The sequence below is a fragment of the Campylobacter concisus genome (assembly GCF_003048535.1).
GTDB lineage: Bacteria > Campylobacterota > Campylobacteria > Campylobacterales > Campylobacteraceae > Campylobacter_A > Campylobacter_A concisus_S.
Genome location: NZ_PIRQ01000006.1, coordinates 20,082 through 33,403 on the forward strand (window position 1 = coordinate 20,082; position 13,322 = coordinate 33,403).

The following is a 13,322-nucleotide window of genomic DNA, read 5'->3' on the forward strand; positions in this document are numbered from 1 at the left end:
ACTATAAAGCAAGGAGTAATCTCTTTGCTTTTGTAAAAATATAAAAATTTCTTCATTTTTTAAGGATACTAAATGCAACAAGATTTTTATTTTTATGCTGCCATATTTTTAGGAGTACTATTTTTGATTGCGATATTTGTCATCTATTCATTTAATAGGGACAAACTCGAGCTAAAGAGAAATTTGGCGCAAAAAGAGCAAGAAAATTTTGAAATTTCATCAAATCTAACAAATTTAGTATCTAAAAATAGTGAAAATCTGCAGCTAATCAGTGAGCAAAAAGCAAGACTTATGTCAAATCACGAGCGAATAGACGAGCTCATCAGTGAGATCGATGCGTTAAAAACCAAAATAGCACAAAAAGACGAAGCTGAAGATGCGATGGAGCGCGTGATAAATGAGCTTAAAGAGAGTATCGGTACAGCAAATGAAAGGGCCAAGAATAACGAGGCAAATTTCACTGCAACACTAGCTGAGCTAAATCAAAATAAAAATGCTTTAGCTGAAGCGAGTGAGAGAGAAAATAGATTAAAACGTGATATGGCTGTACTTAGAAATGAAATAGAAGCAAAAGAAAATAGCCTAAAAGAGCAAGAGGCAAATTTATTAAAAGTAAAAAATGAATTAAACCTGGAATTTTCTAATCTTGCAAATAAAATATTTGAAGAAAAAAGTGCAAATTTCACACAAAATAGCCAAAATTCTTTAGATCTTTTACTAAAGCCACTAAAGGAGCAAATTTCAACCTTTCAAGAGCGCGTAAATGCAGTCCACGACGAATCAGTTAAAGGCATGAGTGAGTTAGGAGTGCAGATTAAGCACATAAGTGAAATTGGTATCTCAATGTCAAAAGAGGCAAACTCGCTAGCCACTGCACTAAAAGGTAGCAATAAAACACTTGGAAACTGGGGTGAAATACAGCTTGAACGCACATTTGAGGCTTCTGGACTTGTAAAAGATGAGCATTACTTGACACAACAAAATTTCAAGAACGAAGAAGGCAAACGTCTTATTCCTGATTTTATAGTAAAGATACCAGATGGCAAACACCTAATAGTTGATTCTAAAGTCTCACTTATAGCTTACGAAAAGGCTATCACAGCCAGCAATGAGGAGGAGCTAAATTTAGCATTGAAAGAGCATATTGCTTCTATGAAAAATCACATAGATAGTTTAAATAGTAAAAATTACGGCGAGATCGTACCTGATAGCCCTGATTTTGTATTGATGTTTATACCAATTGAGCCAGCATATATCGAGGCTATGAAATTTGATAGTTCCCTTTTTGACTACGCATTTCAAAAGCGCGTAATACTAGTATCTCACACTACGCTTATGCCTATTCTTCGCACAGTGGCAAATTTATGGCGCATAGAGCGTGGCAATGAAGAGGCCAAAAATATCGTAAAGAGTGCGATTAAAATTTATGATAAAGTCCGCAATGTGGCCGAGCATATGAATAGACTTAGCAATACACTAAATACTGCAAATAAACATTTTAACGCCCTTGCATCAAGTTTTAGTGGTAGAGATGGTCTTGTTAGTAGACTTGAAAATTTTAAACGCTTGTCTCCAGATGAGCAAAAAGATATAGAAGTAAAAGAGATCGGTGTAAATAACGAATTAGAAAAAGAGGATTAGGATATGGCTAGAAAAACTAGCCATAAAAAATTTATTTTAAAAGACCTTGTTTTTTCATTTGTTCCATTACTTGAGCAAACATCTCTTTAGCTTGTTTGCAAGTAGCGTCTTGTTGCTCTTTTGGAAGTGCAGCAAATTGTTCCATTGATTGTTTCTTTTGATCTTCATAAATTTTTACTTGTTGCTCTTGTCCAGCTTGTTTGTAAGCTTCAACCAACTTATCAATGTCTGAGAAGTATGATTTGCAAGTATCTGTAAGATCTGCAGCGTTTAGGCTTAGTGCAAAGCCAAGAGTAGCTAAAACTAAAAGTGATTTTTTCATCTCTTTCTCCTTGTGAAAATTTGAAAGGATTGTATCATTTTTATAATATTTTATAACTTAAATTAATAGTCAAGGCAAACACCTTGACTATTTTGGCTTTTAGCCTAGAAATTCGCGTTTAAAATACTCTTTTGGAGCTTTGCAAAGTGGGCAAGCGCCTGGAGCTTTTTTGCCTCTATGAACGTGTCCACATACCTCACAAACCCAGATATCTTCTTCATCGCTCTCAAAAAAGCCCTCTTCATCAAGCATCTTTTTAAGCTCTAGATACTCCCTCTCATGCTCAACCTCTACCTTGCCGATCGCGTTAAATAGCCTTTCAACATCTCTTAGCTCTTCTTCTTTTGCGATCTTTGCAAAGTCTGGATACATCGTCGTATGCTCGTAGTTTTCACCAGCTGCAGCGTCAAGTAAATTTTTATCCATCTTATCTATCGGATCGTTCATCATCTCGTGATACTTCTTAAACTCAGCCCTTGCGTGCCATTTCTCGTTTTCAGCTGCTTCGTAAAAGTGTCTAGCTATCGCGTGATAGCCTGCTTCTTTGGCTAGATCGCCGTAAAGCTCGTACTTGTTTCTAGCTTGTGACTCGCCAGCAAATGCCTTCATTAAATTTACCGCTGTTAAATTTTCAGTCACGCACTTCATCTCTTCGCCGCAACAGGTTAGTATACCGCCGCCAACCTTTTGCACCTCGATCTCGTTGCCGCATTTTTCGCATTTGTATGTTTCGTACTGTCTCATTTTGACTCCTATTTTGATAAATTTTGAGTGGATTATAACCAAATAATTAAAATAAGTAAATAATAATTTTTATTGATAACGTATATTATTATTTTATTTTTTACATAAAATTTGTGTGAGTTTTGCTACAAATGGAGAGACTAGCAAAAGCACTGGATACGCTACTACAAAGGCTTTTACGTAAGCAGTTAGCCAAATTTTTACAAAGCCATCAACAAAGCCAAGATTTAAATATGTCAGCACAAATGACATGAAAAAAGCCATAAATGCTGACATTATAAACGCAAAAATATATTTATAAAATTTTGCTGGTATCATGAAATTTTGCCTATCAGCTCCCCTAACCTTTTTGCGTGATCAAGCGCCTTTTGCCTCATCAAAGCAAGTTTTGCCTCATTGTACCTGCTCTGATACGATAAACCTCCGCTATAAACATATCCTGCAAACTCCATGCCACACATATTTGCTAATGCCTTAAGTGACGGCAAAAATTCCTCTATCTCGTAGTGTTGAAGTGCTTCTTTTTTATAAAGCTCTTCAGGCGCTCCAGAAGTAAATGAAAGCACTAGCTTTTTGCCCCGTAGCTTATCTCCGCTACTGCCATGAGAGAAGCCATGAACTAGAACGTCTTCAAGCCACTTTTGCAAAAGTGACGGCACGCCGTACCAGAAAAATGGATAAACAAGCACGATCACATCAGCCTTTACTAGCTTTTCTTGCTCGGCTTTTACATCGATCACGTAGTTTTTATAAAGCTCGCTTAGTATGTCAAATTTAGCCTCTGGCACGTACTTTTTTAGCTCGCTCAATATAATCTTATTTGCAAAGGAATTTTCAAGGTCGGTGTGACCTGATACGACTAAAATTTCACTCATTTTCTCTCCTTAAATTTACTTTCTTAAATTTACTTGCAAACAAAGCTACTTGCCTTGCTGGTATCGCCACCCACGTATGTAGCTACCTTTGTATAGGCACACACTAAAAATTCCTTGCCAGCGTAGGTCCTACTTTTTGCTAGCATGCTCTTTGGCGCTTCGCCCTTTTCGTGCCACGCTTCAAGCGCACTAAGAGGATCGACGTCATCTATGCCGTTTCCGCCACCGCAGTGGTTCATCCCAGGTAGCGCAAAAAATGCCGCGAAATTTTGGCTATTTTCATTATCAGCCTCTAGCTTTTTAAACCAATCCCTTTGATCTTTTGCCGAAAAAACTGGGTCTGAGACGCCAGTTACGATGATTATCTTGCCGCCATTTGCGCTAAATGTGCTAAGGCTTGTTGAGATGGCGTCATTTATCGCTGCGGTCTCGAAAGTCTTTGGCGTATCTTTGTCAAAGTCAAAATTTATCGTGTCAAAATTTGGCTGCGCGGGCGTTAAAAAGTAGTAATTCACCGAGCCACTTGAAAGCGTGATGTTTCTAGCGTTTGGCTTGGCGCTTTGTGAGTCGCCTAGTTTCCACCGCCTCCAGCCCTCAGCGCTCACGCCTGAGTCGTAAAACCAACCGCTATAAATTTGCTCGCCCTTGCTGTTTTTAGCTCCGTTAAAGATTTTCTCTATCGCCTCTATCTTTTGCTTATCTAAATTTAGACTTTTTGGGTCAAATTTGCACGCTTCCCACGCATTTATGATCCCATCTTTTAGTCCGTCCAAGGCGTCACATTTTTCTAGCACGGCTTGGCTTAGCTTGTCAAGATCGTCCTTAGTTAGTGCATTTGCAAAAATTTTCTCGCCTTTTTCATTTTTCGGAGCTATCTTCATAAGGGCTTGATTGTCCCACTGCTGAGCGATCGCCGCGCGAGATAGCCTAAAGCCAGGGTTTGCAGCGATGACGCCATCAAATTCTAGCGGATAACGCTGGGCTGCTATGAGCGCTGCCCTGCCGCCATTTGAGCAGCCCATGAAGTAACTATGTTTTGGCTTTTTAGCGTATGCGGCGGCTAAAATTTGCTTAGATGCGTCTGCGACCTTGCCGATCGCCTGATAGGCGTAGTCTAGCCTTGCTTGCTGATCTAGTCCAAACTCAGCCGTTGGTTTTGGGTGTCCTGAGTTTGTAGTAACGACCGCGTAGCCTCTAAGAAGCGCTGGCGTGGCTGTGCTTGTTCGTATCGGCACCGCGCCAAGAGCAGGCGCTACAAAGCCGTCCATACCGCCCCCGCCTTGAAATAAAAATTTCTCATTCCACTGCTCTGGCAGCCTTAGCTCATAATCAATCGCATACTCTTTGCCGTCACTTCCAGTGCGTTTATAGAGCTTGCCATGCACCACGCAGTGAGGCTTTGCTTTGATATTATTTTTACTACCACCAGTTAGCGTGGACATCTTATCGGCTGATACTTCGCTACTCTCATTCCACACCGTATCTATCATCTCGTTGTTTAAAATTTTCACATCTTTTAAGCTCTCGCATCCTGTCTTATCAATGATAAAAGCCGTGCTGCACAAGTGCTAGTGCGTAAAAAGTGAAATTTTATTCATAATATCCCCTAAAATTTTACCTTACTAAACGAGATCTCATTTTTTAGACCAAAGCCGTCAAATTCATCTATGAGCCCAACTCGCTCTTTGGCGTAAACTTTGTAGTTTTCGCTGTGGCGATAGCTCTCAAAGGTAGCCTCGTCTTTGTAAATTTCAACCAGCACCCACTTGTTAGGTGCCTCTTTTTGACTAAAGGCAAACTGCGCGTAAGCTCCCTCATCTACGCTTTTTTGCATATATTTTTTGATAATCTTTTCAAATTTCGCATCACTATTTGCCAAAAGGCTTAAATTTGTGATGTGAAAGTAGCTATCTTTTAGGCGCTCTGGGGTTAAATTTTTAGAAAAAGTAGCCCGTTTTTTCAAGCTTATAGCCTTTTTGCTAGCCAAAATTTCAGCGCTCGCACTTGCAAATTTCTTATAGTGCGCTGAAGCTACATGCTTTTTATAAGCCGCCTCGTCCTTGTAAAACTCAAGCACATAAAATAGCTCTGGCTTGCTCTTTGCACTCGCAAAAAAGATCGCCTGCGTGCCTGGCTCGCTCTTTGAGCTTAGTATTTTTTTCCTGCCAAGCTGTCTCAGCAAGCTCTTATTATTTGGCGTCACAAGCAGCTCCTGTAAGCTCACTTTCGCCTCCGCTCCAAAGGCAAAAGCTACCAAAACCGCTAATAAAAATAGCTTTTTAATCATCAAATTTCCTTAAATTTATTTCTCAACTACTCTTTTAATCCAAGCAAAAAGCTCGTCTAAATCGTAGTCGCCGCCATGTCCTTGTCCCCAGACCGCTTCAAAATCAACCTCTTTGCCAGCATTTTTAAGCGAAAGCGCGAGCATAGCAGGTACGGCAAGGGCTAAGTCGGTGTCGTTTGTGCCCTGTCTTATGCGGTAAAATTTCGCCGAATTTTTATTTTTGACGTAGTTCATCGCATTCATCATCTTTATGACGCCAGCCTCTGCCATCTCGCCGCCACTTCGCTCTTTTGCAAATTTAGTAAAGTGCTTTGCGGGCGTTTTGCTATCGCCAAAAAGGTCGTTTTCAGGATTTTCTAGCCCAAGGCCGTCAAAGGCAACCACCTCTTTGGCGCGTTTTAGCGAGGCAATGAAGTCTTCAAGCTTAAATGTATATCCAAGCGAGCAGCCCTGCGTGTCAAGGGTGATAAATTTAGGCGTGAGCGTGCTTTTATCGCTGCTTTTTGTAGCAGTAAACGCCTTTGAGATGAGGGCATTTATATACTCTTTGAAGCTGCCCTCGCCCTTTTCATCAAGGCTTAGCGCGTGGCCTTTGGCGTCTTTTAAATTTAGCGAGTTTAGATAGGCTGGAAATTTGCTCTTTAGCTCACGTGAGAGCTCTTTTTGCGTGGCGTTTAGCTCGCCTGTGATAGTCTTTGGCTTTTTGCTCCTGTTGTTAAAAGTGCTCACATCAAGACTTGTAAAATCAATCCTTTCAAATTTATCCAAATCCCCAAACATCCACTCGTAAGCCTCGTCCTCATGCTCTAAATTTGTCACAGGGCAGTAGGCTGAGACGGCATAAATTTGATCGTCCGCCTTTGCAGCGCCTAGCTCTTTAAGATATGGCTCATACTCTTTTGCGCAAACGCTCGTGCCTAGAAGTGCCGACATCGCGCCGCCTGCGCTCGTACCATTTGAGATGATTTTATTTGCGTCGCCTGCCATAATTTTGTCGTTAAATTTAAGATATCTAACAGCCGCTTTTAGATCGACTATCGCAGCTGGCGCTTTGCCGATAAATTTCTCGCCATCTTTTAGCGTCCTGCCCCTAGCGCCAACGCTTGCCACGACGTATCCTCTAAGAAGTGCCTCAAGTGTGGCATTTGGCTTTTTGTTTTGAATTTCTGGCTTTGGTGGCATTGCGCTCATATAGCCGCCGATAGCGTTTGGCATAAAGATAGCGCTCTTTTGGTCGCTAAATTTACCCTCTGGCACATAAAAATTTAAGACCTGATAGTCGCTAACTGGCTTTGCCACATAGACTATGCCTTCATATGCTCTAAATTTAAGCGTCCTCTCGCCAACTTGCACGCTTTTTAGCTCAAATTTGCTTTCATCAAATTTAAGTTCATTTCCAAAGCAAGCGCCCACCAAACAAACCCCTAAAATAGCAACTCTAACACCTTTCATGATCTGCCTTTTTATTTTGTCCTACTTTTTGCTCCACATCCTTGGCGTAGGCTACCAGGGCTTTAGCGCCTAGTTATCTTTTGGCTCGTATTTGACCGCATAGTCAAATTTTGGCTTACTTAGGCTAAACTCAAAGCTATCTCTATCGACCGAGCCAACGCAGTAATGGCTATCATAAAGGCGAAGCAAAAACTCCGCCATCTGCTCGCTCGTATGATACTTTTTAAACGCTTTGTCGTAGTCGTAGTTCTCTTTGCTAGTTGCCACCATGCCAAATTCTGTCTTTGTGGCAGCTGGGGCCAGCACTTTTGCTTGCATCTTTGCCTGCTTATCTTGTGCTAGTTCGTGGTAAAGTCCCTCACTAAAGGCACTTACGAAAAATTTGCTAGCGCAGTACGTGACGGCGTTTGACACTATATTGTAGCCGCCTATCGAAGAGATATTTATAAGCTGCGTATTTTTGTCTTTATACTTTTTCGTAAAGAGCGTTGAGAGCGTGACAAGGGAGATGATGTTTAAATTTATCATCTGTGTGATTTTTTCTAAATTTTGCTCGCCGACCTTGTTGTAGTCGCCAAAGCCAGCATTGTTTATAAGCGCTTTTAGCTCAAATTTTTCTAAATTACGCCAAAGAGAGAGGACGTTTTCTTGCTTTGAAAGGTCGCAAAGCTCTATCACCACATCGACATCTGCAAATTTAGCTATCTCGCTTTTTAGCTCCTCTAAAAGCTCGCCACGCCTTGCGATAAGGATCAAATTCTCCCCACGCCTTGCAAATGCCTTTGCCGCAGCCGCTCCTATGCCTGAACTTGCTCCAGTGATGGCGATGTATCTTTTCACTTCGCGTACTCCATCGGACTATAAATTTTCACACCATCGCTGTGGTCATCTTGCGCTACTTGCACGATCACTTTAGCGATGTCAGCCGCCCTCATCGGACGATACTCGTCAAAAAAGCCTTTTGGGATAAATTTAAACGCCTTTATAGCTAGATACTCGCCAAGTCTAAAGTCCTTTCTCTCAGCCTCGATAAGTGGCAGCCTAACGACGTGAAATGAGCTATATCCAAGCTCTTTTATCTTTGCTTCTGCTTGGCCTTTTGCCTTTAGGTAAAATGAGCCTGACTTTCTGCTAGCACCTGCAGCTGAGAGTAAAACAAAGCGTTTTGCGCCGCACTCCAAGCCAAATTTGGCAAAATTTAGCGGATAGGTCACATCGACTTTGTAAAACTGCTCCTTGTGCTTTGCCACCTTCATCGTCGTGCCAAGCGCGCAAAATACATCATCAGCGATAAATGGCACCTCATCTTTAAAATCATCAAAATTTACTATCTTTACTTCAAGCTTTTCATGGGTAAATTTTAGCTCGTGCCTAGCAAGGGCGATAACCTTACTATAATGCTCGCTCACGCATAAATTTTTTAAAATCTCACTTCCCAAAGCACCGCTAGCTCCAGCTATAAGGGCGATCTTTTTCATATCTTTCCTTTGTAAAATTTAGATAAATTCTATCTCGCTAAGGCAAAAATTTCACTTATTGCCTCTTTTGTATAAATTTGCTCTAGTCCCCTGCCCTTGGCGTAGTCATAAACTAGCGCCATGATTTCGTCCAAGTTTGACTCATCGACTCCAATTTCGATGAGACTTGTTGGCGTGCCAATCTTGCTAAACCACTCTTTAAGCTTTTCAATAGCCTCGTCTGCGTCATCCACGCCAAAAATTTCTTTGCCAAAGCGCTTAAATGCCTCTAAATTTCTACTCTTATACCACTTCATCCAAGCTGGCATGACCACACTTAGCCCAGCTCCATGAGCGCAATCAACCACCGCTCCTATGGCGTGCTCGATCATGTGATTTGGATAAGAGTAGCCAGCTGTGCCAACGTAAGTTAAGCCATTTAGAGCCATCGTAGCAGCCCAGGCAAACTCGCCTCTAGCGTCGTAATTACTTGGCTCTTTTAGCAAAATTTCTGTTGTTTTCATGACGGTTTTTATGTTTGCTTCGATGTATAAATTTATGATCTCAGGCTGAATGCTCGCTGTAAAGTAGCCCTCGATGCTATGAGCGATAATGTCGGAAGCCGAATAGACCAAATACTCCTTGCTTACACTTGCTTGAAGTAGTGGATTTACCACCGATACTTTTGGGTAAAGACAAGCTCCGTGCATAGCAAATTTCTGTTTCGTGGCTTCGTTTGTGACGACCGAGCCGCCGTTCATCTCTGAGCCAGTTGCTGCAAGCGTTATGATGTCAAAGATCATAAGCGCTTCGCTTGGATCTTTACCGGTAAAAAAGTCCCAAACGTCACCATTATATTTAACTCCAGCAGCCACAGCCTTGGCGCTATCAAGCACCGAGCCACCGCCTATTGCTAGCACGCTATCGACGCCTTGCTTTTTAGCTAAATTTATAGCCTCATTTACCTTGCTTAGCACTGGATTTGACTTCACGCCACCGATCTTGCAAAACTCGATGCCATTTGCACTTAGGCTCTTTGCTACGACATCAAAAAGGCCATTTTTTATGATCCTATCGCTGCCATAGATGATAAGCGTCTTTTTAACGCCAAATTCTTTCATATATCTGCCGATATTTTGCTCTTTATCTTTGCCAAATTCTATTTTTGTAGGGTTTAAAAAGCTAAAATTTTGCATAGTTTCTCCTTATTAGTTTTAATGATTATAGTTTTGCAAAGCAAAAATTTTTGTTAAAAATAATGAGTAGAAATTTAAAAGTTTCTTAGTTTGATAGGAAGTTTCGAGATGATTTTTTTCGGATCAAAGCTATTTTTAGCATCAACCAAATTCCCAAAATTTTCACCTGTGCTAAGGAATTTTTGCAAATAATAATTGCCTCTATATCCAAGGTCATAAAGAATTTCAGACATCAAAGAAATATCTATTTCGTTTAGAAAGTCTGCATGCACGGTTGTTCTTACTTCAAAATCAAAATTTATCTCAAGCAGATATTTTAGCGTGCTAATAAATTTTTCATATAAATTTGAGCCAGTTATGCCCGTAAATTTCTCTTTTGGCGCTTTAAAATCAAGTGCGATATAGTCAATCAGCCCTTCGCCTATCGCCTCTTTTAAAATCTCAATATGAGAGCCATTTGTATCGACCTTTAGGCAAAAATTTCTTGACTTGACCTCTCTTGCAAGTTTTAAAAACAAAGGATTTGCCGTGCATTCGCCACCGCTAAAGACGATGCCGTTTAGCTTACCTATACGGCGGTCCAAGAAATTACAAACCTCAGCCATTTCTATATTGCCATTTGAATTTACAACTTCTATATTGTAGCAATACACGCATCGCATATTACAGCCTGCAAACCAAACTACTGCAGCCACTTTGTCTGGATAATCAAGCGTAGTAAATGGCGTTATACTAAAGACTTTATGCAAATTTATGGACCTTTTGAGATTTAAAAGGCACAGAAGATTGTGCCTTTTTATTTGAGTTTTTTATATTTTTATTGGCTGCGGTGATTATCTTTTGCAGCAACTTGCGTATTCATCAAATTTAATACGCTCTTTATGCTCACCTTTTTTACCAAGGTTAAAGCTCTCAACTGGGCGATGATAACCCATAACACGAGTATAGACTACGCATTTTGTACGTTTGTCTTGTACTTTTTCTAAAATTTCTTTTTCTGTCATTTTCCTCTCCTTATTTGGAATTGTTTTTCTCTTTTTCTATTAATTCTGCATCACAAAGCGGACAAAATTCATGCTCTCCAGCAATGTATCCATGCTTTGAACAAACGCTAAATACTGGCGTTATCGTGATATATGGAAGCTTATAATTTGAGATTATGCTCTTTACAAGCTCCTTGCAAGCTTTAGGTGAGCTGATCCTTTCTTTCATATAAAGGTGAAATACTGTGCCACCAGTGTATGAAGTCTGAAGATCATCTTGCAAATCAAGCGCCTCGTAAGCATCATCTGTAAAATTTGCTGGAAGCTGAGTTGAGTTTGTATAGTAAATATTCTCCCCAGCACCTGCTTGGATGATGTCCGGATAGCGCTTTTTATCCTCTTTAGCAAAGCGGTATGTTGTGCCTTCAGCTGGAGTCGCCTCAAGGTTGTATAAATTTCCAGTCTCTTCTTGAAATGTCCTTATCTTGTCGCGCAAAAACTCGACCATCTCAATAGCAAAATCACGTCCAAATTTTGTTGAGATATTCTCCTTATCATTTGTGAAATTTCTAAGAAGCTCGTTCATGCCATTTATACCGATCGTGCTAAAGTGGTTGTTAAAGTGCTTTAGATATCTAGCCGTATAAGGATAAAGCCCTCTGTCATACATCTCTTGGATAAATTTGCGCTTCTTTTCAAGTGTTGATTTAGCAAGTTCTAAAAGATAGCTAAGCCTGTTATAAAGTGCGACTTTATCGCCTTTGAAGTTGTATCCTAGGCGAGCTAAATTTATAGTAACGACGCCAATCGAGCCTGTCATCTCAGCACTACCAAAAAGACCACCACCTCGTTTTAAAAGCTCTCTTAGATCAAGCTGCAAGCGGCAGCACATAGAGCGAACATGTCCTGGTTTGTAGGCTTTTTCGTTTTCTATCTTGTTGCCATTTTCGTCATAAGTGTATTGTGAGCCGATAAAATTTTGAAAGTAGCTTGAGCCCATTTTGGCGGTATTTTCAAAGAGTACATCCGCCACTTCGCTATCCCAATCAAAATCCTCTGTAATATTTACCGTTGGTATCGGAAATGTAAAAGGCTGCGAGCACTTATCGCCAGCTGTCAAAACCTCATAAAATGCCTTATCTATGCGTGCCATCTCAGGCTCGAAGTCCTTGTAGGTCATATCGATCAAATTTTTCCTGCCACGCTCGTTTGCTTTTTTCAAAATTTTCTCGTCTTTTACGTTTGTAAAAAGGTGTATATCATCACTCGTTGGGATCTGATCTCTTAGGTCGCTTGGGCAGGTGATGTCTATTGTTACGTTTGTAAATGGACTTTGTCCCCAGCGTGCAGGAACGTTTAAGTTAAAAATAAAACTCGTGATCGCCTTTTTGATCTCGGCGTCACTCAGATCGTCTTTAAAAACATAAGGCGCAAGGTAGGTGTCAAAGCTAGAAAACGCCTGAGCACCAGCCCACTCGCTTTGCAAAATTCCTAAGAAATTTGCCATTTGATAGAGCGCTTCTCTAAAGTGCTTTGGCGCCCTGCTCTCGACCCTACCGCGAACGCCGTTAAAGCCTTCATTTAGTAAGGCTCGCAAGCTCCAGCCAGCACAGTATCCTGTAAGGCAGTCAAGGTCGTGGATGTGGTAGTCGCCATTTCTGTGCGCTAGGCCCTCTTCTTTGTTATAAACGGCGTCTAGCCAGTAGTTTGCGATGACTTTACCAGCGGTGTTGTTGATGAGTCCTGCGTTCGAGTAGCTGGTGTTTGAATTTGCAGAAATTCTCCAGTCGGTGCCGTTTATATACTCATTTATCGTTTGAGTTGAATTTATATAAGTCGTATCGTCATTTAGGCCTAAAATTTGCTCACGTTGAAGCTTATGCGTGTGGCGGTAGAGCATAAAGCTCTTTAAAACGTCGAAATATCCACTATTAAATAGCTCTTTTTCGATCGCATCTTGGATGTCTTCGACTGTTATCGCACTTGATTTTTGAAAGATATCTTGGACAACATTTGTAAAAACTTTCTCATCATAAGCTAAATTTTCGCTAGCAAATGCTTTTTTTATCGCATCTACTATCTTATATGCTACAAATTCTTGTCTTGTGCCATCTCTCTTCAAAATCTCACGCATTACTCGCTCTTTCTTCTAAATTTTTCAATATAAAGTTTAAAAGTATAGGACAAGAAAGCTTAAATAATAGATAACTATTTTATTTTGTTTAATAATATTTATCAAAAAATATAAAATTTTAAAGACTTTTCTTAAAGGATAAATTTACGTTATTTAGCATATATAATGTATATTATTATTTTTTATATTAATTAAAAATATTAATTATTTTTTATAATATAATAAAACAAA

Annotated in this window: 14 protein-coding genes; 1 reads left to right on the forward strand and 13 read right to left on the reverse strand. The window is 40.3% G+C overall.

Annotated features, from left to right (window positions below; translation table 11 throughout):
* Positions 1–72 precede the first annotated feature (72 nt).
* Positions 73–1,641 carry a DNA recombination protein RmuC gene (gene rmuC / locus CVS93_RS06525; protein ID WP_107687025.1) on the forward strand — a complete coding sequence of 523 codons (1,569 nt, stop codon included), beginning with the start codon at positions 73–75 and terminating at the stop codon, positions 1,639–1,641.
* Between the two features lie 31 nt (positions 1,642–1,672).
* Here the strand turns inward: rmuC and CVS93_RS06530 are convergent, their stop codons facing one another.
* The 13 genes from CVS93_RS06530 to CVS93_RS06590 all read right to left on the reverse strand — a co-directional run bounded on the left by CVS93_RS06530 (position 1,673) and on the right by CVS93_RS06590 (position 13,091).
* Positions 1,673–1,963, reverse strand: a complete 291-nt coding sequence (locus CVS93_RS06530) for a DUF5339 domain-containing protein (RefSeq protein ID WP_107687026.1) — start codon at positions 1,961–1,963, stop codon at positions 1,673–1,675.
* 99 nt (positions 1,964–2,062) lie between these two features.
* The gene (locus CVS93_RS06535; RefSeq protein ID WP_107687027.1) at positions 2,063–2,707 is read right to left on the reverse strand and encodes a ferritin family protein; all 645 of its coding nucleotides are present in this window, start codon (positions 2,705–2,707) and stop codon (positions 2,063–2,065) included.
* A gap of 93 nt (positions 2,708–2,800) precedes the next feature.
* On the reverse strand, positions 2,801–3,025 hold the full coding sequence (locus CVS93_RS06540) for a DUF2798 domain-containing protein (RefSeq protein WP_107687028.1): 225 nt from the start codon (positions 3,023–3,025) through the stop codon (positions 2,801–2,803).
* Positions 3,022–3,582, reverse strand: a complete 561-nt coding sequence (locus tag CVS93_RS06545; protein WP_107687029.1) for an NAD(P)H-dependent oxidoreductase — start codon at positions 3,580–3,582, stop codon at positions 3,022–3,024. The genes CVS93_RS06540 and CVS93_RS06545 overlap by 4 nt, the downstream gene beginning before the upstream one ends.
* A gap of 29 nt (positions 3,583–3,611) precedes the next feature.
* The gene (locus CVS93_RS06550) at positions 3,612–5,147 is read right to left on the reverse strand and encodes a tannase/feruloyl esterase family alpha/beta hydrolase (RefSeq protein ID WP_234400103.1); all 1,536 of its coding nucleotides are present in this window, start codon (positions 5,145–5,147) and stop codon (positions 3,612–3,614) included.
* Positions 5,148–5,188: 41 nt separating this feature from the next.
* Positions 5,189–5,869 carry a putative quinol monooxygenase gene (locus tag CVS93_RS06555; RefSeq protein ID WP_107687030.1) on the reverse strand — a complete coding sequence of 227 codons (681 nt, stop codon included), beginning with the start codon at positions 5,867–5,869 and terminating at the stop codon, positions 5,189–5,191.
* A 15-nt stretch (positions 5,870–5,884) separates the two neighbouring features.
* Complete coding sequence (locus CVS93_RS06560) at positions 5,885–7,321, reverse strand: subtype B tannase (RefSeq protein ID WP_107687031.1); 1,437 nt, start codon at positions 7,319–7,321, stop codon at positions 5,885–5,887.
* Between the two features lie 69 nt (positions 7,322–7,390).
* Positions 7,391–8,161 (reverse strand): SDR family NAD(P)-dependent oxidoreductase, encoded by a 771-nt coding sequence (locus tag CVS93_RS06565; protein ID WP_107687032.1) that lies wholly within the window; start codon positions 8,159–8,161, stop codon positions 7,391–7,393.
* A complete protein-coding gene (locus CVS93_RS06570; protein WP_107687033.1) occupies positions 8,158–8,799 on the reverse strand; it encodes an NAD(P)H-binding protein in 642 nt (213 codons plus the stop codon). Before CVS93_RS06570 ends, CVS93_RS06565 begins: the two co-directional genes overlap by 4 nt.
* A gap of 29 nt (positions 8,800–8,828) precedes the next feature.
* On the reverse strand, positions 8,829–9,974 hold the full coding sequence (locus tag CVS93_RS06575; RefSeq protein WP_107687034.1) for an iron-containing alcohol dehydrogenase: 1,146 nt from the start codon (positions 9,972–9,974) through the stop codon (positions 8,829–8,831).
* 74 nt (positions 9,975–10,048) lie between these two features.
* A complete protein-coding gene (locus CVS93_RS06580) occupies positions 10,049–10,723 on the reverse strand; it encodes an anaerobic ribonucleoside-triphosphate reductase activating protein (protein WP_107687035.1) in 675 nt (224 codons plus the stop codon).
* 84 nt (positions 10,724–10,807) lie between these two features.
* Positions 10,808–10,978: an anaerobic ribonucleoside-triphosphate reductase gene (gene nrdD / locus CVS93_RS10015; RefSeq protein WP_021091903.1), complete on the reverse strand. Its 171-nt coding sequence runs from the start codon at positions 10,976–10,978 to the stop codon at positions 10,808–10,810.
* A 10-nt stretch (positions 10,979–10,988) separates the two neighbouring features.
* The gene (locus tag CVS93_RS06590) at positions 10,989–13,091 is read right to left on the reverse strand and encodes a ribonucleoside triphosphate reductase (protein WP_107687036.1); all 2,103 of its coding nucleotides are present in this window, start codon (positions 13,089–13,091) and stop codon (positions 10,989–10,991) included.
* Between the last annotated feature and the right edge of the window lie 231 nt (positions 13,092–13,322).